Annotated in this window: 22 protein-coding genes and 1 tRNA gene; 7 read left to right on the forward strand and 16 right to left on the reverse strand. The window is 67.4% G+C overall.

Annotation, left to right across the window (positions count from 1 at the left end):
* Positions 1-74: 74 nt before the first annotated feature.
* The 3 genes from CF68_RS11035 to CF68_RS11045 all read right to left on the reverse strand — a co-directional run bounded on the left by CF68_RS11035 (position 75) and on the right by CF68_RS11045 (position 2,688).
* Positions 75-761 (reverse strand): lactate utilization protein C, encoded by a 687-nt coding sequence (locus tag CF68_RS11035; protein WP_035818417.1) that lies wholly within the window; start codon positions 759-761, stop codon positions 75-77.
* A gap of 109 nt (positions 762-870) precedes the next feature.
* Positions 871-2,049, reverse strand: coding sequence for a nicotinate phosphoribosyltransferase (gene pncB / locus CF68_RS11040; protein ID WP_035818419.1), 1,179 nt, complete (start codon positions 2,047-2,049; stop codon positions 871-873).
* Between the two features lie 75 nt (positions 2,050-2,124).
* On the reverse strand, positions 2,125-2,688 hold the full coding sequence (locus tag CF68_RS11045) for a hypothetical protein (RefSeq protein ID WP_035818422.1): 564 nt from the start codon (positions 2,686-2,688) through the stop codon (positions 2,125-2,127).
* Between the two features lie 314 nt (positions 2,689-3,002).
* Here CF68_RS11045 and fdxA point away from each other — a divergent pair, with 314 nt between their 5' ends.
* From fdxA to CF68_RS11060, 3 genes are all read left to right on the forward strand, one after another.
* Positions 3,003-3,326 (forward strand): ferredoxin FdxA, encoded by a 324-nt coding sequence (gene fdxA, locus CF68_RS11050; protein ID WP_010814656.1) that lies wholly within the window; start codon positions 3,003-3,005, stop codon positions 3,324-3,326.
* A 77-nt stretch (positions 3,327-3,403) separates the two neighbouring features.
* Positions 3,404-4,513, forward strand: coding sequence for an NAD(P)/FAD-dependent oxidoreductase (locus CF68_RS11055; protein WP_035818425.1), 1,110 nt, complete (start codon positions 3,404-3,406; stop codon positions 4,511-4,513).
* Between the two features lie 242 nt (positions 4,514-4,755).
* Positions 4,756-4,831 (forward strand) — tRNA-Asn (locus CF68_RS11060).
* Positions 4,832-4,936: 105 nt separating this feature from the next.
* Here the strand turns inward: CF68_RS11060 and CF68_RS11065 are convergent.
* The 7 genes from CF68_RS11065 to CF68_RS11095 all read right to left on the reverse strand — a co-directional run bounded on the left by CF68_RS11065 (position 4,937) and on the right by CF68_RS11095 (position 13,317).
* Positions 4,937-5,704, reverse strand: a complete 768-nt coding sequence (locus CF68_RS11065; RefSeq protein ID WP_035818428.1) for an IclR family transcriptional regulator — start codon at positions 5,702-5,704, stop codon at positions 4,937-4,939.
* 69 nt (positions 5,705-5,773) lie between these two features.
* The gene (locus CF68_RS11070; RefSeq protein ID WP_035818433.1) at positions 5,774-6,937 is read right to left on the reverse strand and encodes a CaiB/BaiF CoA-transferase family protein; all 1,164 of its coding nucleotides are present in this window, start codon (positions 6,935-6,937) and stop codon (positions 5,774-5,776) included.
* Between the two features lie 12 nt (positions 6,938-6,949).
* Complete coding sequence (locus CF68_RS11075; RefSeq protein ID WP_035818437.1) at positions 6,950-8,116, reverse strand: acyl-CoA dehydrogenase family protein; 1,167 nt, start codon at positions 8,114-8,116, stop codon at positions 6,950-6,952.
* Between the two features lie 48 nt (positions 8,117-8,164).
* Complete coding sequence (locus CF68_RS11080) at positions 8,165-9,142, reverse strand: tripartite tricarboxylate transporter substrate binding protein (RefSeq protein WP_013957395.1); 978 nt, start codon at positions 9,140-9,142, stop codon at positions 8,165-8,167.
* A 50-nt stretch (positions 9,143-9,192) separates the two neighbouring features.
* A complete protein-coding gene (locus CF68_RS11085) occupies positions 9,193-9,582 on the reverse strand; it encodes a cupin domain-containing protein (protein ID WP_013957396.1) in 390 nt (129 codons plus the stop codon).
* Positions 9,583-9,752: 170 nt separating this feature from the next.
* Positions 9,753-10,448 carry a two-component system response regulator KdpE gene (gene kdpE, locus CF68_RS11090; protein ID WP_035818440.1) on the reverse strand — a complete coding sequence of 232 codons (696 nt, stop codon included), beginning with the start codon at positions 10,446-10,448 and terminating at the stop codon, positions 9,753-9,755.
* Between the two features lie 31 nt (positions 10,449-10,479).
* Entirely contained in the window at positions 10,480-13,317 is a 2,838-nt protein-coding gene (locus CF68_RS11095; protein WP_035818442.1) for a DUF4118 domain-containing protein, read from the reverse strand.
* A gap of 391 nt (positions 13,318-13,708) precedes the next feature.
* On the opposite strand from CF68_RS11095, the gene rpsU reads away from it, so the two are divergent.
* From rpsU to CF68_RS11110, 3 genes are all read left to right on the forward strand, one after another.
* Entirely contained in the window at positions 13,709-13,921 is a 213-nt protein-coding gene (gene rpsU, locus CF68_RS11100; RefSeq protein WP_010814647.1) for a 30S ribosomal protein S21, read from the forward strand.
* Positions 13,922-14,131: 210 nt separating this feature from the next.
* A complete protein-coding gene (gene nodI / locus CF68_RS11105) occupies positions 14,132-15,043 on the forward strand; it encodes a nodulation factor ABC transporter ATP-binding protein NodI (RefSeq protein WP_035818444.1) in 912 nt (303 codons plus the stop codon).
* Between the two features lie 14 nt (positions 15,044-15,057).
* On the forward strand, positions 15,058-15,921 hold the full coding sequence (locus CF68_RS11110; RefSeq protein WP_035818447.1) for an ABC transporter permease: 864 nt from the start codon (positions 15,058-15,060) through the stop codon (positions 15,919-15,921).
* Between the two features lie 19 nt (positions 15,922-15,940).
* Here CF68_RS11110 and sugE read toward each other — a convergent pair whose 3' ends face one another.
* Positions 15,941-16,261 carry a quaternary ammonium compound efflux SMR transporter SugE gene (gene sugE, locus CF68_RS11115; protein WP_035818449.1) on the reverse strand — a complete coding sequence of 107 codons (321 nt, stop codon included), beginning with the start codon at positions 16,259-16,261 and terminating at the stop codon, positions 15,941-15,943.
* Here sugE and CF68_RS11120 point away from each other — a divergent pair.
* Positions 16,255-16,572 (forward strand): hypothetical protein, encoded by a 318-nt coding sequence (locus CF68_RS11120; RefSeq protein WP_235205734.1) that lies wholly within the window; start codon positions 16,255-16,257, stop codon positions 16,570-16,572. The two genes, sugE and CF68_RS11120, sit on opposite strands and share 7 nt — an antisense overlap.
* Positions 16,573-16,576: 4 nt before the next feature.
* Here CF68_RS11120 and CF68_RS11125 read toward each other — a convergent pair whose 3' ends face one another.
* The 5 genes from CF68_RS11125 to CF68_RS38260 form a co-directional block, all read right to left on the reverse strand.
* Positions 16,577-17,782, reverse strand: coding sequence for an O-succinylhomoserine sulfhydrylase (locus tag CF68_RS11125; protein ID WP_035818451.1), 1,206 nt, complete (start codon positions 17,780-17,782; stop codon positions 16,577-16,579).
* A gap of 340 nt (positions 17,783-18,122) precedes the next feature.
* Positions 18,123-19,652 (reverse strand): amidophosphoribosyltransferase, encoded by a 1,530-nt coding sequence (purF, locus tag CF68_RS11130; RefSeq protein WP_035818453.1) that lies wholly within the window; start codon positions 19,650-19,652, stop codon positions 18,123-18,125.
* Positions 19,653-19,755: 103 nt separating this feature from the next.
* Positions 19,756-20,253, reverse strand: a complete 498-nt coding sequence (locus CF68_RS11135; protein WP_035818455.1) for a CvpA family protein — start codon at positions 20,251-20,253, stop codon at positions 19,756-19,758.
* A gap of 42 nt (positions 20,254-20,295) precedes the next feature.
* Positions 20,296-21,021 carry an SPOR domain-containing protein gene (locus tag CF68_RS11140; RefSeq protein ID WP_035818516.1) on the reverse strand — a complete coding sequence of 242 codons (726 nt, stop codon included), beginning with the start codon at positions 21,019-21,021 and terminating at the stop codon, positions 20,296-20,298.
* Positions 21,022-21,129: 108 nt separating this feature from the next.
* A partial coding sequence (locus CF68_RS38260) for a glutamate ligase domain-containing protein (protein WP_304413113.1) occupies positions 21,130-21,670 on the reverse strand: 541 nt, incomplete at its 5' end.

The following is a 21,670-nucleotide window of genomic DNA, read 5'->3' on the forward strand; positions in this document are numbered from 1 at the left end:
CACGCAGGCAAGCCTGCAAGTGTAATTCAAGCACCTCTTGGGCCGGGGCCTGCAGTGCTGCAAAAGCCCCGGGTTCAGGCCTCGTCGACCAGGATCACATGCACGCGGTACGGGCCATGGGCGCCGAGCACGATGGTCTGCTCGATATCGCCCGTGCGCGAAGGCCCGCTGATGATATTGGTGGCGCGCGGCAGTTCGCCGCGCTCGCTGCGCACCAGCGCAAAGGCGTCTTCCAGGCCGGCGACGATGCGCGAGCGCGGCACCACCGCCACATGGGTCTCGGGCAGCAGTGCGGCCGAGGCAAAGGTGGCCGGGCCCGACAGCAGCATCAGCGAGCCGGTCTCGGCAATCGCGCAGAAGCAGCCGGTGATTCCGACCAGGTCGCCATGATCACGGTCGGCCTCGACCTCGCGCAGCGGCGGGCGGCATTCCACCGCCAGCCCCGCGGCCTGCCATGGCAGCGGGCCCAGCGCATCCCACGCCACGGCACGGTGGACCAGGTTCAGGCTGTCGAGGAAGCGCGCGGTGGCGGCGGGCACCTCGTCCATCGTCGCCACGCGGTCCACGGTCGAGGCCATGCGCTGCGCCTGCGCCAGGAAGGCCTCCGCCAGGTCGGCCGCCACCGCCGGGCGCGGGCCCTGCGGGTGGCGCGACAGGTAGTCGGCCACGGCCTCGCGCTCGCCCGCGCTCGGCCGGGTCGGCCTGCCCTGGGCAGCACGGATGCGGGCAAAGATGCGGTCGCGGGCGTCGTTGGTTTCCATAAGGCCTGGCTGGGGGAGCGCAAAGCGCGGCGAACGCGCGATGCGCCGATTATAGTGGCGCCCGCCGCGTGCAGAGCATGCGATGGCCGGCGCAAGGCGTTGAATTTTGCTAAGCCGCGGGCTGAACCGAGTACACCTGGCGCAGGTAGGACAGGTAGCCGGGATCGTCGCACATGGTCTTTTCCGGCGTGTCCGACAGCTTGGCCACCGGCTGCCCGTTGCAGCGCACCATCTTGATCACGATCTGCAGCGGGGTATAGCCGAGGTCGTTGGTCAGGTTGGTGCCGACGCCAAAGGCCAGCCGGCAGCGGCCATGGAAGCGCTGGTACAGCTCGATCACGCGCGGGATGTCGAGGCTGTCGCTGAAGATCAGCGTCTTGGTGCGCGGGTCGACGCGGTTGGCGGCATAGTGGGCGACCATGCGCTCGCCCCACAGCATCGGATCGCCGGAATCATGGCGCACGCCGTCGAAGAGCTTGCAGAAATACAGGTCGAAGTCGCGCAGGAAGGCATCGAAGCCGTAGGTATCCGACAGCGCGATGCCCAGGTCGCCGCGGTATTCGCGCGCCCAGCGCTCCAGCGCGTACACCTGCGAATCGCGCAGCCGCGGGCCCAGTGCCTGGCAGGCCTGCAGGTATTCATGCGCCATCGTTCCCAGCGGCACCATATTGTGCAGGCGGGCAAAATGGACGTTGCTGGTGCCGGCGAGCTGCGGCCCGAGCAGGCGCCGCATGGTCAGCAGCACCTCTTCCTGCCATTCGCGCGAAAAGCGCCGGCGCGTGCCGTAGTCGGCGATCACGCAATCGGCCAGTTCGGGCGTCTTCAGCAAGGCCAGCTTGTGGTCCAGCCGGCGGCGGCCTTCGGCCAGGTCGGGCCTGGGCTGGGTGCGGCGGAAATAGACCTCGTTGACGATCGCCAGGACCGGCACTTCGAACAGGATGGTATGCAGCCACGGGCCGATGATCGAGATCTCGATCTCGCCGTTGCCCTGCGGGGACGGCCGCACCGAGACATATTTCTCGTTCAGGTGGAACAGGCCGAGGAAGTCGACGAAATCGCTCTTGATAAAGCGCAGGCCGCGCAGGTAGGCGAGCTCGTCGTCGGTGAAGCGCAGCTGGCACAGGTGTGCCAGATCGGCGCGGATCTCATCGATATAGGGCGTCAGGTCGACGCCCGCGTTGCGGCACTTGAAGCGGTATTCCACTTGCGCCTGCGGGAACTGATGCAGCACCACCTGCATCATCGTGAATTTGTACAGGTCGGTGTCGAGCAGGGACGGGATGATCATAGCGAGGCAGACGGCGATGCCGGGTCAGTACGTCATGCTAACCGAAGTCTGGCCGCACCCGGCCACTCTTGCCGCTCAACCACCATCGAGGAAGGGCTGTGGCTGCCGCGGCGCCTCCCTGCCCTTGGCCTTGCCCTGCAGGCACCACAGCTGGCGGCCGTCGGTCCCGGGGCATGACACCAGCGTGGCGGCGGCGCGTGGCACCCGCTGCGGCAGCGGCTCGGCAAAGGCGCCGTCGCCGGCCATGATGCGCTCGGTGTAGACCTGCGCCCCGGCGCGCTCGAAGCGCAGCACCTGCACCCGGTCGCCCGGCTGCGGCTGCAACTGCGGCCCGCACGGCATCAGGCCGGCCCGGCCGCAATGGGCGATGGCGTCGCCCGCGGGCGAATCGGTCACGCTGAAGTGGTCCCAGTCGAACGCGGTCAGCGCCGGCAGCACGACCGGCGCGTCAGTGCGCGCGCGCCACGCCACCAGGCGCGATACCACGCTGTCGGCCATGCCCGGCGACTGGACCAGGGTCTGGGCGGCAAGCGACCCGACCGGCGCCAGAAATGCCGTCAGCAGCACCGCAAGGGGTGCGACGGTCCGGCGCATCGCGACATGGCGCCACAGGCTGGCAAGGCAAGGCTGGCGTGGCATACGGGTCTCCCGGCACGGATGCAAGTGACTGCTGGCGGCCTCATCATGCCCGCTGGCGGGCCGACATGCCAGCAGGCCGCCATGTGTTTAATCAAAAGTACATAAAGAAATAAGAAAACTATCTGATCCGGCTATATAGACCCGCTATTCTTGCCAGAAGCCTCGGCTACAATATCGCTTTCCGAAAGGCCTCGGCCGGCGCTCGTCCAGCCCATGCTGCCATGCGGCACCATGCGGTAGATGCGGCGCGTCCGCCGGCAAGAAGCGGCCCCACTGTTTCCCATTAAAAGCCGACCTGTTTTCCTGGAACCGAAATGACTCACGTTGTCACCGAATCCTGCATCCGTTGCCGCTACACAGACTGCGTTGACGTGTGTCCGGTCGATTGTTTCCGCGAAGGCCCCAACTTCCTGGCCATCGACCCGGATGAGTGCATCGACTGCGCCGTGTGCGTGGCCGAATGCCCGGTGAACGCCATTTACGCCGAGGAAGACGTGCCGGGCGACCAGCAGCAGTTCATCGACCTGAACGCCGAGCTGGCCCGCAACTGGCCCTCCATCACCAAGACCAAGGCCCCGCTGGCCGAGGCCGAGGAATGGAAGGACGCCACTGACAAGCTGCAGTACCTGCAGCGCTGACAGAACAAGAAAGCCGTCCCCACGCGCTTTCCGCAACACCGGGCACAAGCGGCCCACGCAAACGTATCAGGACGAATATGGACTTGAGCATTCCAAATCCCGTCGCCGACACGACCAAGCAGGTCGACGGCGACAGCTCCGCAGGCGGCCAGCCGCAGGAAATCGATGCGCTGATCGTCGGTGCCGGCCCGGTGGGCCTGTTCCAGGTCTTTGAACTGGGCCTGCTCGAAATCAAGGCACATGTCATCGATTCCCTGAAGGTGGTCGGCGGCCAGTGCGTGGAGCTCTATCCGGACAAGCCCATCTACGACATCCCGGCGGTGCCCATCTGCACCGGCCAGGAGCTGACCGACAACCTGCTCAAGCAGATCGAGCCGTTCGAGCCCACCTTCCACCTGGGCCAGGAGGTCGCCGTCGTGGAGCGCCGCGAAGACGGCCGCTTCTTCGTCGAGACCTCGCTCGGAACCCGCTTCATCACCAAGACCATCTTTATCGCCGCCGGCGTGGGTTCATTCCAGCCGCGCACGCTGAAGGTCGAGGGCATCGACAAGTTCGACGGCAAACAGCTGTTCTACCGCGTCAAGGACCCGAGCCGCTTCCATGGCCGCAACCTGGTGATCATCGGCGGCGGTGACTCGGCGCTGGACTGGACGCTGGACCTGGTCGGCAAGGCCGAGTCGGTGGTGATGATCCACCGCCGCGACGGCTTCCGCGCCGCGCCCGCCTCGGTCGCCAAGATGAAGGAACTGTGCGAGCAGATGGAAATGCAGTTCCTGGTCGGCCAGGTTGGCGGCTATGAAGAGAAGGACGGCGTGCTCACCGAGATCAAGGTGACCGGCGCCGACGGCGTGACCCGCCGCATGCCGGTGGATGACCTGCTGGTGTTCTTCGGCCTGTCGCCCAAGCTGGGCCCGATCGCCGAGTGGGGCCTGGACCTGGAGCGCAAGCAGATCAAGGTGGACACCGAGAAGTTCGAGACCAATATCCCGGGCATCTTCGCGGTGGGCGACATCAACACCTACCCCGGCAAGAAGAAGCTGATCCTGTCGGGCTTCCACGAGGCCGCGCTGGCCGCGTTCGGTGCCGCGCCGTATATCTTCCCCGAGAAGAAAATCCACATGCAGTACACCACCACCTCGCCGAAGCTGCACAAGATCCTCGGCGTGGATTCGCCGGTGTTCGACTGAGCCGGGCGAGTGCCGCAGAAAAAAACCGCCGCGAGGCGGTTTTTTTCTGGCACAAACCAGAAACCGTAGCTATAATGCGGCCTCGCTGTTCGACACGACGGCACGAAGCCAGCAGAGATGCCCTTCGCACCGTACGGCAGGCAGCAAGCCGGAAGCTTCCAGACACCTTCTGACAAGAACAAAATGTCGAAAAGGTGTTGACGAAGAAAAGAGAAACTGGCTATAATTTCTTTCTCAGCTGTTCCCCGATAGCTCAGTCGGTAGAGCGACGGACTGTTAATCCGCAGGTCCCTGGTTCGAGCCCAGGTCGGGGAGCCAACCGATACGGAAGCCCGGTGCAAACGCACCGGGCTTTTTCGTTTTGGGCTTCGGCGCAACGCGTCACGGCAGACCGGCTGCCGCAACGCCCTCCCTACTTCTACATCATTCCTGCAGCGAAGCGCTGGCAACCTTCAGTGCCGCAACGATGGCCTCAGCATTGATCTCGACCCGATGCAGCGGCCCCGCCACCGACAGGCCATAGGTCACGCCACCCATCGTTACCGGCACGGCGATAGCCCCCAGGTCCGGGAACGACTCACCGAAATTCGGATACCAACCCTGCTTCTGCCAGGCCTGCATCATCGCTTCCAACTCCTGCGCCGAACCGATGGTGCGCGGCGTGCGCGCGGCGAACGACAGGCCCGAGAGCAGTTCGCCGCGCGCGCTGGCCGTCATTGCGCCCAGGATCGCGCGGCCGATCGAATTGACATGCGCATCGCGCAACTCGCCCGGCGCGGCGATATAGCGCACCGGGTTGGCTGATTCGCGCGCCTCCAGATACAGCACGCGCCCGTCGTCCTGCAGCTTGCCGAAGATCACGGTCTCGCCGGTGGTGTCGCGCAGCGATTCCAGCACCGGCTGCACGCGCTCCAGGAGCGGGTCGTTGCGCGCGATGCGCTGGGCGATATCGAGCAGCCGGCGCGTCGGGTAGTAGCCCTGGCGGCGTCCGGTCTCGTACAGGTAGCCCAGCGAGGCCAGCGTGCGGATCAGCCCCAGGCAGCTCGACATCGGCGCACCCAGCAGCCTGGCCAGCTCGGTCAGCGTCAGCGAGCGCCCTTCGCGCGCATAGATCTCCATGATCTCGATCACGCGCAGCGCCGTCTTGACGCTGGCGTAACCGGATTTCTCCGCTGCTTCGTTTTCTGCCATCGTAGGCTTCCTCGACTTCAGTATCTGTTGGCCGGGATTGTACGCGGCGGAGTCGGCCGGCAAGGCGCGTCAGCCGCCCTCCGCGCCGCCTGGCCCGGGCAACGCCTGCGGCCAGCTGCGGATATTGCCGGGCGTGCGCGAGAAGCGCGTCGGGATGCCGACCCCGCGCAGGCGGCCTTCGCTGGGATGTTCGTATTCGAACATCATGCCGGTGGCGCGCAGGTGCGGGTCGTCGGCCAGGCTGTCGAAATGCGGCACTTCGCTGTGCGGGATATCGGCGTCGCGCAGCAGGTCCAGCCATTCGGCCGTGGTGCGTTGCGCGACGATCTCGGCCAGCGTGGCGTAGAGCGCGTCGATATTGGCGCTGCGCGCGGCCGGGGTGGCATAGCGCCGATCGTGCGCCAGTTCCGCATGGCCTGACACATCGAAAAAACGCAACCATTGGGCGCTGGTATAGGGCAGCAGCGCAATATGGCCGTCGCGCGTGCGATAGGGCTTGCGGTGCGCCGACATCACGCGCGGATAGCCGGCCGGCCCGAGCGGCGGGATGAAGGTCTGCCCGGCCAATTGCTCGGTGGCGAGGAAGGACACCAGCGTCTCGAACATCGGCACCTCGATGGCCTGGCCCTGGCCGGAGCGCTCGCGCTCGTACAGCGCCATCGGGATCGCATAGGCCACGGTCAGCCCGGCCACCTTGTCGGCAAGGATGGTGTTGACATACTGCGGACCTTCGTTCGAGTTCGCACCCTGGAATTGCGCCATGCCGCTGCGCGCCTGGATGATGTCGTCGAATGCCGGCGCGCCCGCGTAGGGACCCTCCTCCGAATAGCCGTAGGCGCCGCAGTAGATCAGCCGCGGATGGTCCGCGCGCAGCGACGCATAGTCCAGCCCAAGCTTGCGCAGCGACTGCGGCCGCACGTTGGAGACAAAGACATCGGCCGTGGCAATCAGGGCTTTCAGCGCGGCGAGGTCGTCGGGCTGCTTCACGTCCAGCACCAAGAACTGCTTGTTGCGGTTCAGGTTCAGGAAGCTGGCGCCCATGGCCGCGTGCCGCGCCGGCTCGGCGTGGCGGAACACATCGCCGGCGGGCGGCTCGACCTTGATGACTTCGGCGCCCATGTCGCCGAGGATCTGCGTGGCATACGGCCCCATCGCGACCGAGGTCATGTCGATCACGCGGATGCCTGCCAGCGGCCCGGTGGCCGCGCTCGCCTGCGCTTGCTCTGCTTGCATCGTCGCTCCCGCTCAGTACGACTTGGGCAAACCCAGCACGCGCTCGGCGATAAAGCACATGATGAGCTGCGGGCTGACTGGCGCGATGCGCGGGATATAGGACTCGCGCAGCAGCCGCTCGACGCGGTACTCGCGCGAGTAGCCCATGCCGCCCAGCGTCAGGATCGCGGTCTGGCACGCGTTATGGCCGGCCTCGGCGGCGAGGTACTTCGCCGTGTTGGCCTCGGCGCCGCAGGACTGGCCGGCGTCATAGCGCGCGGCGGCCTTGAGCATCATCAGGTTGGCCGATTCCAGCTGCATCCAGGCCTGCGCCAGCGGATGCTGAACGCCCTGGTTCATGCCGATGGGGCGGCCGAACACCACGCGCTCCTTGGCGTACTGCGTGGCGATGGCCAGCGCCGCGCGGCCCAGGCCGATGGCCTCGGCGGCGATCAGGATGCGCTCCGGGTTCAGGCCGTGCAGGATGTATTCGAAGCCCCTGCCCTCTTCGCCGATGCGGTCTTCCTCCGGGATGAAGAGGTCGTCGATAAACAGCATGTTGGTATCGACGGCGGCGCGGCCCATCTTGTCGATCTCGCGAATCTCGATCTTGCTGCGGTCGACCCTGGTGTAGAACAGCGACAGCCCTTCGGTCGACCTCTTCACCGCCTCCAGCGGCGTGGTGCGCGCCAGCAGCAGCATGCGGTCGGCCACCTGCGCGGTCGAGATCCAGATCTTGCGCCCGCTCACCGAATAGCCGCCCGGCACCTTGCGCGCAAAGGTCTTGAGCTTGGTGGTGTCCAGCCCCGCGTCGGGTTCGGTCACGCCGAAACAGGCCTTCTCCTGGCCGGCGATCAGCGGCGGCAGGAAGCGGCCCTTCTGCTCGTCAGTACCGAACACCACCACCGGGTTCAGGCCGAACACATTCATATGCACCGCCGAAGCGCCGGTCATGCCCGCGCCCGACTGCGAGATGGTCTGCATCACCAGCGCCGCTTCCAGGATGCCCAGGCCCGCGCCGCCGAAGGCCTCGGGCATCGCCACGCCCAGCCAGCCGCCTTCGCACAGCGTCTTGTAGAACTCGTGCGGATAGGTGCCGGACTTGTCCAGGCGGTCCCAGTATTCCATGTCGAACTGCGTGCAGACCTGCTGCACGGCCTCGACGATGGATGCCTGTTCTTCGGAGAGATCGAAATTCATAGCGTTACCTGCCTGATGTCGTTGTCTTGTTCGTTGCCGGTTCGTCGCCTATTCCGGCTGGATGCCTGCGTCCTTCACCAGCCGCGACCACTTCTGCAGCTCGGCCACGACAAACTGGCTGAGCTCGGCCGGCGTGCTGCCGAACGGCTCGAAGCCCAGCGCGTGGAATTGCGGCGCATGCTGCTTGCTGGTGGCGATGGCAACCAGCTCACGATTGAGCCGCTGCACCACCGGCGCCGGCACCCCGGCCGGCGCGAACACGCCGTTCCATGAGGTCACGTCGAAACCCTTCAGCTCCGGCACGCTTGCCAGCGGCGGCAGGTCGGGCAGCAGCGCGCTGCGCTGCGCGGTGGTCACCGCCAGCGCACGCAGCTTGCCGGCGCGCACGTTGGCGATGCCCGCGGCAAAGTCGACGAACATCGCCTGCACCTGGCCGCCCATCACATCGGTCATCGCCGGCGGCGTGCTCTTGTATGGCACGTGCAGCATGTTCAGCCCGGCCATCTTCGACAGCGTGGCGCCCGAGACGATGCCGGTGCTGTTGCCGCTGGCATAGCTCAGGCCCGGATGCGCCTTGGCATAGTCGATGAACTCACGCAGCGTCTTCACCGGCAGCGCCGGGTTGACCACCAGCATGAACGGCAGGTTGCCCATGCGCGAGACCGGCGTGAAATCCTTGACCGGGTCATAGCGCAGCTGCTTCATCAGCGACGGGTTGGCCGAATGCGTGGTGTTGGTGGTCATGAACAGCGTGTAGCCATCGGCCGGGGCCTTGGCCACGAACTCGGCGGCGATGGTGCCGTTGGCGCCGGGCTTGTTGTCCACCACCACCGGCTGCTGCAGCGCCTCGCCCAGGTACTTGGCGGTCAGGCGGGCCACGGCATCGGTGCCGCTGCCGGCAGCGAACGGCACCACCAGGCGCAGCGGCCTGGACGGGAATTCATCGGCCGACAGCGCCGGGGTGGCGGCCAGCGCCGCGGTGCACCCGAGCACCAGGCTGGCAAAGGCGTTCCTGAAGGACTTCACGGTGGTTGTCTCCTGTAGTTGCTCAATCCCTTGCCGTGACCAGCCGCGTCTTATGCGGGCCGTATCACGCGCTCGGGGGATTCCTCGTATGGCGGGGAATAGATCACCAGAATTTTGGCCGGCTCGTCGCTGACCACGGTGAACACATGCATCTGGTCCGGCGGGAAGAAGCAGCAGTCGCCCGGGCCCAGTTCCTTGCGCTGGCCGCCGACCTCGGCCACGGCGCGGCCTTCCAGCACGTAGCAGACCTGCTCGATGCCGGGATGCGCATGCGGCAGCGCGCCCTTGCCCTTCTCGATGGTGCCGTGGATCACTTCCAGGTGCCGCGATCCCACGGTCTCGGGCCCGATCAGCCGGCGGTTGAGGGTGCCGACATGGTTGGCGGGGTGGTAACCCTCGACGTCGTCGGTCGAGATGAAATAGACGGGTTGGTCCTGCATGCGGCGCTCCTGCCTGAATTCATATTCATGAATAACAGTTTATCCCGTTGAATTTATCCGTCAAACGATTTCGACGTCGTTACGGGTTTACCGGGAGTGGGCGCAAGGGCGAGCGCCAGCCTCACGCGGTGCGTGATCGGCAAAGTGTGTCTTGGGAGCGAATCCGGCGATCAGCCGGTGAAGCGGTAGCCCACCCCGATCTCGGTCAGCAGGTAGGCAGGCCGGGCCGGGTCGGCTTCCAGCTTGTGCCGCAGGTGGCCCATGTAGACGCGCAGGTACTGGCTGCTGTCGGCATGCGACGGCCCCCACACCTCGCGCAGCAGTTCGCGGTGGGTCATGACCTTGCCGCGATGCGCCAGCAGCACCGCCAGCAGCCGGAACTCGATCGGCGTCAGGTGCACCGGCTCCCCCGCACGCGTGACCTGACGGTTGGCTAGGTCCACGGCGATCTCGCCGAAGGCCACCTGCGCCCGCCCCTGCGCGCCGGCACGCACATGGCGGCGCAGCAGCACGCGCAGGCGCGCCACCAGCTCGCCCACGCCGAAGGGCTTGGTCAGGTAGTCATCGGCGCCGGCGTCGAGCGCGCGGATCTTCTCAGACTCGTCGGTGCGCGCCGACAGCACCAGCACCGGCACTTCGGTCCAGGTGCGCAGGTCGCCGATCATCGATACGCCGTCGCCATCGGGCAGCCCCAGGTCCAGGATCACCAGGTCCGGCTGGCGCGTGCCCGCCTCGATCAGTCCGCGCTGCAGCGATTCGGCCTGGTGCACGGTGCAGCCCTCGTCCTGCAGCGCCGCGCGCACGAAGCGGCGGATATGAGGCTCGTCTTCCACCAGCAGCACCGTGGGCGAAAACTCGAATGGCATGACGCGTCGGATCCTTGAAAGGTTGTCGGGTTCAGGCCGGCAAGCCGGCCGCTTCCGGTTCCAGCACCGGAGGGTTGCCGCGCGGCAGCGTGACCACGAAGCGCGCGCCGGTGCCTTGGCCCTGCGCCTGCGCATGCACTGGCTCGACGCGGATGCTGCCGCCATGCGCCTGCACGATGGCCTCGCACACGGCCAGCCCCAGGCCCACCCCGCTGGTGGCGGACTCGCGCTCGCCGCGGGTGAATTTCTCGAACACCTGCCGCGCCATCGCCGCGGGCACGCCAGGGCCGTCGTCCTCGACGACCAGGTGCACGGCGTCATCGGAGAGCTCGCCGCGCACGCGGATCTCGGTGCCCGGCGCGGTGTACTTGGCCGCATTCTCCAGCAGGTTGCACAGCACGCGCTCCATCAGCACGCCATCGCATTCCACCAGCGGCAGCGCCGACAGGTCGGCCACCGCCACGCGGTGCCGCGCCAGCGCATCGCGCAGCGACGCCAGCGCCGCGCCGGCCAGCTCTTCGAACGACTGCCATTCCTTGCGCAGCGCCACGCTGCGGCTTTGCAGCCGCGCCATGTCGAGCAGGTTGGCCACCATGGCGTGCATGCGGCGCGCCTGGTCGCGCATGGCGCCGACGGTCTCGGCCACCTCCGGCGCCAGCGGCGTCGTGCCGCGCTGCAGGGTCTCGGCCATGCCGATCAGGCTGGTCAGCGGCGTGCGCAGGTCGTGCGACACCGCGGCCAGCAGCGAGCTGCGCAGGCGCTCGGACTCCATCGTCAGCAGCGCCTGCTGCGCCACCTCGACATAGTGCAGCCGCTCGATCGCAATCGCAATCAGCGTGGCAAAGACATCGACCTGGCGCCGCAGCGCGGGCTGCACAAACGCGCGCCAGGTGCGCGGCTCCACCGCCAGCACGCCGCGCACCTGCATCGGTGCCTTCAGCGGCAGGTACAGCACCGTGCCGGAAGGCAGCGTGTCGGTGCCGGTGCCGGCCGGCTGGCCGTGGTTGAAGACCCATTGCGCCAGCACGTGGTCGACGGCATCGCTCTGCGCCGCGCCGCCGGCCTCGGGGTCCGTGGCCGCGGGCAGCAGCCGGCCGTCCGCGTCGACCAGGAAAAACGCGGCACGTGCATCGAACGCCGCGCGCAGGAAGCGGCTGCCGATGCCGACGATCTGTGCGTCGGTCAGCGCCGCCGACAGCTCGCGCGCCAGCTCGTACAGCGTGCGCGCATCGGTCTCGCGCTGCACCGCTACCTGGGCCTGCTCGCGCAGTCCGGCCGTCAGCTGGCCGATCACCAGCCCGACTGCCAGCATCACCAGGAAGGTCACCAGGTATTGCACGTCGCTGACCGCAAACGACAGCTGCGGCGGCACGAAGAAGAAATCAAACGCCCCCACCGCCACCAGCGAGGCGAACGCCCCTGCGGTGCGTCCGTGGCGCAGCGCCACGCCGGCCACCGCCAGCAGGAACAGCATGGCGATATTGACCAGGTCGAACCACGGCCGCGCCAGCGCCGACAGCGCGGTGGCGCCGGCGCACCAGGCCACCGCCCACAGCAGGCCCGGCCACTGCGCAGGCCGGGCTGCTTCCTGCGGCGGCTCGGTGCCGGGCAGCATGGGCGCATCGCCGGGAGTATCCTGCCGGACGCTGTCGGCCGCCACGCGGATCACGTCGATCTCGGGACACGCCGCAGCCAGAGCATCGGCAAAACTGGTGCGCCCGAACAGCCACGCGCGCGCGCCCAGCCATGGCGCCAGCAGCGCGTGCATGCGGCCGGGCAATGAAGCCCCGCCATCGGCCCAGCGCGCCGGCGTGCGGCCGATCAACACCTTGGTCAGGTTGTGCCGCCGCACATAGCCGGCCACCGCCGCCACCATGTCGCTGCTGGCCAGCGTTTCGGTACGCGCGCCCAGCGCCTCGGCCAGCCGCATGGCCTGGTCGAGCTGCTCGCGCTGGGCGTCGGGCACGGGTGCCAGGCGCGGTACCGACACCGTCACCACATGGCAGTCGCAATCGAGCTGCCCGGCCAGCCGGCGCGCGCTGCGCACCACCTGCGCGGCATCGCTGCCGTGGCCGACGCAGGCCAGCACCGCTTCTCGCGTGCGCCAGACCGGCTCGATCGAGGCTTCCTGCCGGTAGGCGCGCACGTCGTCGTCGACGTGGTCGGCGGTGCGGCGCAGCGCCAGTTCGCGCAGCGCAATCAGGTTGCCCTTGCGGAAGAAATGCTGCACGGCATGGCGGGCCTGCTCGGGCACGTACACGCGCCCTTCGCGCAGGCGGCGCAGCAGTTCGTCGGCGGGCAGGTCGACCAGCACCACCTCGCCGGCATCGTCGAAGACCGCGTCGGGCACGGTCTCGCGCACGCGGATGCCGGTGATGCCGGCCACCGCCTCGTTCAGGCTGTCCAGGTGCTGGACGTTGACCGTGGTCCAGACATCGATGCCGGCCGACAGCAGCTCGGCGATGTCCTGCCAGCGCTTGGGGTGGCGGCTGCCGGGCGCGTTGCTGTGCGCCAGCTCATCCACCAGGATCAGCGCGGGGCGCCGTGCCAGGGCGGCGTCGAGATCGAATTCCTGCAGCGTGCGGCCGCGGCAGTCGACGCGGCGCAGCGGCACGCGCTCGATGCCTTCGGCCAGCGCCTCGGTCTCGGCGCGGCCATGGGTTTCGACCACGCCCACCACCACGTCGCCGCCCTGCTCGCGCAGCGCGCGCGCCGCGGCCAGCATGGCGAAGGTCTTGCCGACGCCGGCCGAAGCACCGAAATAAATGCGCAGGCGCCCGCGCGCGGCGCGTTCGCCGGCGGCCTGCATGCGCTGCAGCAAGTGGTCGGGGTCTGGGCGAAGGTCGTCGGGTTGGCGCGGCTCAGGCATGATGGGCACTCTTGCCTCGCAGCGGCGCGAGTGCAGCCAGATTGTGCCACGCAGGCGGCGGCATAAAGTGCGCCAAAGTCGACTAGCGGCGATTTCCGATCGCTGCGCCCCGCGCGCGCATTGCACTACATTCTTGACAGTGCCGTCGTATACATGCCATAGTTACGGGCGTATAGCATTCATGGAAACCGGTACTGTCAGGCTCCAGTTGTATAGGACCTGGCGCTATCACCCCTGACACTGGTTGCACGGACTGAAACGTCCACATCTTTCAGGTTCGCGGGGGCGCACCAGGGCATTAGCCCGGCGTGCAATACCAGTCGCTCCGGCGACCGCAGTTTCCCCCCGTGTGAACCAGCCGCTCCTTGCGGCAATCCCCTAAAGGACTGAATTGACTAAGATCGTCTTGAAACCCGGTGAGCCCGTTGAAGTTGCGATGCGGCGTTTCCGTCGCGCCATTCTGCAGACTGGCCTGATCGTTGAACTCAAGAGCCGCACCGCTTACGAGAAGCCGACGACCGAGCGCAAGCGCAAGAAGAAGGCCGCCGAAGCACGTCTGCGCAAGCGCCTGCGCATGCAGATGCTGCCGAAGAAGATGTACTGATCCAGTACGCTTCGCCGCCTGGTACCGCCGGGCAAGAAAAACCGCCAGTCCGCTGGCGGGTTTTTTTNTTTTTTTTATGCCCGCGCGCCAGGCCAGCCCCGCTGCGCTTTGCGGCCGCGGCTTTTGCTGCACTGCGCCACCTGAGCGTTGCGCCGATGACCGGCATAATGGCGGATATTGCGCCCGTGCGGCGCCACACCGGACCCTGCCTTGACTGCCATCCTAGAGTTGCGCAAGGTGCGCAAGCAATACGGCGACACGGTCGTGGTCGACGACCTCGATCTCCAGGTATTTCGCGGCCAGTGCTTCGGCCTGCTGGGCCCCAACGGCGCCGGTAAGACCACCACGCTGCGCCTGCTGCTGGGCCTGACCACGCCCATGGCCGGCACGCTCACGCTGTGCGGCGAGCCCATCCCCGAGCGTGCCCCGCAAGCGCGCATGCGCGTGGGCGTGGTGCCGCAGTTCGACAACCTCGACCCGGATTTCTCGGTGATCGAGAACCTGCGCATCTTCGGGCGCTACTTCGGGCTGTCGTCGGCCGAGATCGAGCGGCGCGTGCCGATGCTGCTGGAATTCGCCCGGCTGGAAAACCGCGCCGATGCCCAGGTGCGTGACCTCTCCGGCGGCATGCGCCGGCGCCTGACCGTGGCGCGCGCGCTGATCAATGACCCCGACCTGCTGGTGATGGACGAGCCCACCACCGGCCTGGACCCGCAGGCGCGCCACCTGATCTGGGAGCGCCTGAAGTCGCTGATGGCCAGCGGCAAGACCATCCTGCTGACCACGCACTTCATGGAAGAGGCCGAGCGGCTGTGCAACTACCTGTGCGTGATCGACGGCGGGCGCAAGATTGCCGAAGGCAAGCCGCACGAGCTGATCGACAGCCAGATCGGCTGCGACGTGGTCGAGGTCTATGGCGATGAACTGGACACGCTGCGCGGCAGCCTGACGCCGCTGGCGCAACGTACTGAAATGAGCGGCGAGACGCTGTTCTGCTATGTGCGCGAGCCCGCCCCGCTGCTGGCGGCGCTGCGCGGCAGGAACGGCGTGCGCTACCTGCACCGCCCGGCCAACCTGGAGGACGTGTTCCTCAAGCTGACCGGCCGCGAGATGCGGGACTGAACCGAGGGACTGACATGAGCGAACAGGATCCCCGCGCGGATACCACCACTGCCCCCGCGGCCGCCGGCGGCCACGCCGCCGCGACGCCGCGCCAGCGCTATCCGCAGCCGCTGCTGCCGCGCAACCTGCGCAACTGGATGATGGTCTGGTACCGCAACTACATGGTGTGGAAGAAGCTGGCCATCCCGTCGATGATCGGCAACCTCGCCGACCCGATGATCTACCTGTTCGGCCTCGGCCTCGGGCTGGGGCTGATGGTGGGCCAGGTCGACGGCGTGTCGTATATCGCCTTCCTGGCCGCCGGCACCACCGCGTCCAGCGTGATGATGTCGGCCAGCTTCGAGTCGATGTATTCGGCGTTCTCGCGCATGCACGTGCAGCGCACCTGGGAGGCGATCATGCATGCCCCGCTGACGCTGGGCGACGTGGTGCTGGGCGAGATCGCCTGGGCTGCCAGCAAGGCGGTGCTGTCCGGGATGGCCATCATGCTGGTGGCGGGTGCGCTCGGCTATGCGCAGATGCCCGGCGCGCTGCTGGCGCTGCCGGTGATCGTGCTGGCCGGCATTGCCTTTGCCGCGCTGGCGATGATTGTCACCGCGCTGGCGCCCAGCTACGACTTCTTCATGTTCTACCAGACCCTGGTGATGACGCCGATGCTGCTGCTGTCGGGCGTGTTCTTCCCGCTGGAACAGTTGCCCGAAGGCGTGCAGGCAGCCACCAAGGTACTGCCGCTGGCGCATGCGGTGGCGCTGATCCGGCCGCTGATGCTGGGCCGTCCGTCGGAGGATGTCGGCCTGCACCTGGCGGTACTGGGCGCCTATGCAGTGGTGGCGCTAGTGGTGTGCCTGGTGCTGCTGCGCCGCCGCCTGCTGCGCTAAGACTGCCGCATGCCGGGCCTCAGGCGCTGCCCACCAGCTTGAGCCCGGCAATCCCGCACACGATCAGGCCGATGCAGCCCAGCCGCGCCGCGGTGGCGGGCTCATTGAAGAGTATGATGCCGAGGATCGCGGTGCCGACCGCGCCAATCCCGGTCCAGACCGCATAGCCGGTCCCGACCGGGATATGCCGCAGCGCCAGCGCCAGCAGCACCACGCTGATGGCCATGCCGATCAGCGTGATGAGGCTGGGCACCAGCCGCGTAAAACCTTCGGTGTACTTCAGCCCGATCGCCCACACCACCTCGAACAGCCCTGCCAGGGCCAGCAGTGTCCATGCCATATCGATTTCTCGGATTGCGTCGTAACGTGCGCAACGATAGCGGAGATTCCGCCACCCTGCAGCGCACCGTCCTGGCGCTGGCGGCCGCATGCGCCACGACGTCACTGGCCGGTTGCATGGTGATGGCGGTGGGCAGTGCCGCGGTGTCGACGGTCGCTACCGTCGGATCAGCCGCCGTCAGCGTGGCGACGACCGCGGTCAGCACCACCTACGACGTCACGGCCGCAGGCGTGAAGGCCGTGGCCGGCAGCGACGAACCCGCGCCGCCCCCGTCGCCACAACCAGCACAGCCGCCACAGCCGGCGCAGTAAGCGCTCAGTCGCCCAGGCCGCGCAGCAGGTCGGCCTTCAGGTCCTCGACCGACTCCAGCCCCACCGCCAGCCGGATCAGCCCTTCGCCCACGCCCGCGGCCGCCTTGGCCTCGGGGCTCACGCGCGCGTGCGTGGTGGTGTACGGGTGCGTGATGGTGGTGCGGGTGTCGCCCAGGTTGCCGGTGATCGAGCACAGCCGGGTGTTGTCGATCACGCACCAGGCATTGGCGCGCTGCTGCTCGGGCGTGGCGCCTTTCAGCTCGAACGACACGATCGCGCCGCCGCCGCTTTGCTGGCGCATGGCGATCTCGTGCTGCGGGTGCGACTTCAGCGCCGGGTGGAACACGCGCGCCACCGCCGGATGCGACTCCAGGAACTGTGCCAGTGCCAGCGCGCTGGCCGAATGGCGTTCCATGCGGATCGCCAGCGTCTCCATGCCCTTGAGCAGCACCCAGGCGTTGAAGGCCGACAGCGTCGGGCCGGCGGTGCGAACGAACGGGAACACCTTGCCCATGATGAAGTCGTGCGTGCCCAGCACCGCGCCGCCCAGCACGCGGCCCTGGCCGTCGATATGCTTGGTGGCCGAATGCACCACGATGTCGGCGCCGAACTTGATCGGCTGCTGCAGCGCCGGCGAACAGAAGCAGTTGTCGACCACCAGCAGCGCGCCGGCGTCGTGGGCGATGTCGGCCACGGCGGCAATGTCCGCCACCTCGGTCAGCGGGTTCGACGGCGTTTCCAGGAAGAACAGCTTGGTGTTCGGGCGCACCGCGGCGCGCCATGCGTTCAGGTCGCTCGGATCGACGAAGGTGGTCTCGACGCCGAACTTCGAGAAGATATTGCCGAACAGCGTCATGGTCGAGCCGAAGATCGCGCGCGAGCTGACCAGGTGGTCGCCCGCCTGCATCGACGACAGCACCACCGACAGGATCGCGCTCATGCCCGAGGCAGTGGCCATGCAGGCCTGCGCGCCTTCCAGCGCGGCCAGGCGCGACTGGAACATCGACACGGTCGGGTTGGTGAAGCGCGAGTAGGTGAAGCCCTCTTCCGAGTTGGCGAAGCGTTCGGCGGCCTCGGCGGCGCTGTTGAAGCAGAAGCTCGAGGTCAGGTAGATGGCCTCGGAGTGCTCCATGAATTCGCTGCGCAGCGTGCCGGCGCGAACGCCGAGGGTGTCGATGCCGAGCGATTCGGGGTTGAGCGGTTCGTTCATGCTGGTGGGGCGCGGTCGTACCCGCGCGAATGCGATGGTTTCGACAAGCGGCCGCCTGTGCGGTGGACAAGCGGCGCGCCATGAAAAAAGCCCGTGCGATCGGGTGGTCGGATCGACGGGCTTGCTGTTCTGCGAATGGCCTTCGGCTTCAGGCTGTAGCGGCCGGCTTCCGGAAATCGCTGCGCCGCGAAGGCACTGCGCATCGGGAATCGTTGCTGACCGCCATCTCTTTAGCTGTTTCGGGCTGGACCCGCGTCCGCAAGCTGACTATCAAATCGACGCCCGGCCATGTTACGGCCGGGCTCCGCATTCGTCAACGCGCGGACAGCGGCGGCACGGCTTACTCGTTGCCGCCGGAGCGCTGCAGGTGCAGTTGCGAGCGCTCGGTGTCACCATTGGTGCCGTCGCGGTCGGCCTGGCTGCGCGCCGTTTCGAGGCGGTTCAGGTAGGCCTCGTCGATATCGCCGGTGATGTAGCGGCCATCGAAGCACGAAGCATCGAAGTCCCTCAGCGCCGGGTTGATGTCGCGCACGGCCTGCTTCATCGCTTCCACGTCCTGGTACACCAGCTTGTCCGCGCCGATGATCTTCGCGATCTCTTCGTGGGTGCGGCCATGCGCCACCAGCTCGCTGCGGGTCGGCATGTCGATGCCGTACACGTTGGGGTACTTCACCGGCGGCGCGGCCGAGGCGAAGATCACCTTGTTGGCGCCGGCGTCGCGCGCCATCTGCACGATCTCGAACGAGGTGGTGCCGCGCACGATCGAGTCATCGACGATCAGCACGTTCTTGCCCTTGAACTCCACGCCCATGGCGTTGAGCTTCTGGCGCACCGACTTCTTGCGCACCGCCTGGCCGGGCATGATGAAGGTGCGGCCGACGTAGCGGTTCTTGAAGAAGCCCTCGCGATAGTTCACGCCCAGGCGGTTGGCCACCTGCATCGCGGCCGGACGGCTGGAGTCGGGAATCGGCATGACCACGTCGATGTCGCCGGCCGACACTTCCTGGCGGATCTTCTCGGCCAGGTAGTCGCCCATGCGCAGGCGCGCGTCATAGACCGGCACGCCGTCGATGCATGAATCCGGGCGGGCCAGGTAGACGTACTCGAAAATGCACGGCGTCAGCACCGCGTTCTCGGCGCACAGCTTGGTGTAGAGCTTGCCGTCCAGGTCGATGAAGATGGCCTCGCCCGGCGCCACGTCGCGCTCGAGCTTGTAGCCGATGCCTTCCAGCGCCACGGACTCGGATGCCACCATCCATTCCTTGCCGGTCGGGGTCTCGACACTACCCAGGCACAGCGGGCGGATGCCGAACGGGTCGCGCACGGCCAGCATGCCGTAGCCGGCGATCTGCGCGGCGATGGCGTACGAACCGCGCACGCGGCGGTGCAGGCCGCTGACCGCCGTGAAGATGGTGTCCGGGTCCAGCGCCATGCCATTGCTGGCGCGCTGCAGCTCGTCGGCCAGCACGTTCAGCAGCACTTCGGTGTCCGAATGCGTGTTGATGTGGCGGCGGTCGCGGCGGAACATCTCCTCGCGCAGCTGCTCCCAGTTGGTCAGGTTGCCGTTATGCGCCAGGATCACGCCATAGGGCGCGTTCACGTAGAACGGTTGCGCTTCTTCCTCGCTGGATGCCGAGCCGGCGGTCGGATAGCGCACCTGGCCGATACCGGCGGCGCCAGGCAGGCTGCGCATGTTGCGGGTGCGGAAGACATCGCGCACCAGGCCGTTGGCCTTGTGCATGTGGAAAGTACTGCCGTTGGCGGTGGCGATGCCGGCAGCATCCTGTCCGCGATGTTGCAACAACAGCAGGCTGTCGTAAATCAATTGGTTGACAGGCGTGGCTGAAACCACACCGACGATACCGCACATTGCCAAGCTCCCAGGAAAGGCTTTGAATCAGGGGGCGCAGCCTGGTCCGGAAATCCCCCGGGCCAAAGGCCTGCGTACTACCGACCGGGCACCATGCCCGGCTTCATGTCTTGACGTACTTCGCCAGCTCCGGCGGCAGCCATGGCTTCACCGATTCCATGGCCTGCATCACATAGGGGCGGCTCACCGCGTCGCGCCAGAACGGTTCTTCCGGCAATTTCGTCAGGCTGGCCAGCGTGACCATCACCATCACCAGCAGCACGCCGCGCAGCAGGCCGAACACCAGTCCCAGCCCGCGGTCGGCGGGCTTGAGCCCGGTGCTCTCCAGCAACTGCCCGACCACCAGGCCGGCCAGCGAGGCGCCCAGCACGGTGCCGATCAGCAGCACCACGAAGCCCAGTGCATGGCGCGCCAGCTCGCCGCCAGGCATCGATTCAGGCATCCAGCCCGCGGCCACCGCGCCATAGCGGAACGCCACCCAGAACGCCACCACCCAGCCGATCAGCGACAGCACCTCGCGCACCAGGCCGCGCAGCACGCCGAGCACGCCCGAGGCCAGCAGGATGAAGACCACGGCATAGTCGAAGAAAGTCGGCTGCATCGTTGCTTGCGGCCGGGCACAGGCGCCGGCCGTGCTTGCCCCTTACTGTTCCACGACCTTCGAGGTCAGCCCCACCGCGCGCACGCGCTTGTCGGCAGCGTCGGCGGCGTCACGGTCGCTGAAGGGGCCGGCACGCAGCAGGATGCGCTCGCCATCGGCCAGCATTTTCTTTTCGACATAGGCCGGGACCTTGCTCGCCTTGAGCTTGGCCAGCCAGCCCTTCGCGCGCTCTTCAGAAGAGAAGGCGCCGATCAGGATCAGGTACTTGCCGCTGCCCGGCTTGGCTTCGGGCTTGGCTTCAGCCCGTTGCGCGGGCTTGTCCGTGGCGGCTGCGGCGGCGGCCGCAGGCTTGGGCGCGCTGACGATTTCCTCGCCGGCGTCCAGGGCCTCGGCATCATTGCGCGCCGCCGGCGTGGGCGGCAGCGGGTCGGCCTTGCGCGGCTCGACGCGGGGCTTCTGCGCCCCCTGCGCTCCCGTGACCCCGTTTGCGACCTTTACCGAGACGTCCTCGGACACCGGCCGCGGCTTGGTCTCGAACACGATCGGCAGCACGATCACGGCGGCCACCATCAGCACCACGGCGCCGATCAGGCGGCGGCGCGCGCGCTGCTTCTGCGGGAATTCGGGGTCGAGCGTATCGTCGGCATAGTCATCGGCCAGGCGGCGCGACGAGGCGATGCCTGCACCCGTGTCGGTGCGCTGGCGCCGCGCACGCTCGGGTGCCGGGTCGTTGCCCTTGCGGGAAGAAAACAGCGAAAGCAGGCCCATAGATTGGTTCGGTGATACGGCCTTGTGGGGCCGCTCGTTGCGTTTGCCGCTCATTGATCGGCCAAGGCCGCCGGGGTTGCCAGGTCAGCGGGCGCCGGGGCGCCTGCTTCAGTTAGCCTGCGTGGCACGATAGGCCATCACGCCGGCGACGGTATAGAACGATCCGAAGACCAGAATTCTATCATTCTCGGTGGCTCGCTCGATGGCATCGCGGAATGCCGCCTCGGGGCTGGAAAAGCAGGCCGCGGTGGCGTCCGGGCCGGGGCGGAATCCGCCCGCCTCCAGCTTGGCCAGCAGGTCCGCGGCGCTGGCGGCGCGCTCGGTCGGCAGGTCGCACAGGCACCAGTGGTCGACCTTGTCGGCCACGTGCTGCAGCACCCCGGCGATATCCTTGTCCTGCATCGCGCCGAACACCGCGTAGGTGTAGCGGAAGAACCCCATGTTCTCAAGGTTCTGCCCCAGCGTGGCCGCCGCATGCGGATTGTGCGCCACGTCCAGGATCACGGCCGGGCGGCCCGGCAGCACCTGGAAGCGGCCCGGCAGCTCGACAAAAGCCAGGCCGTTGCGCACTTCCTGTGCGCTGACCGGCAGGCGCGGGCGCATGGCCTGCAGCGCGGCCAGCGCCGCCGCCGCGTTGAGCAGCTGGGTG

The sequence above is a fragment of the Cupriavidus sp. SK-4 genome (assembly GCF_000611125.1).
GTDB classification, from domain to species: Bacteria; Pseudomonadota; Gammaproteobacteria; order Burkholderiales; family Burkholderiaceae; genus Cupriavidus; species Cupriavidus necator.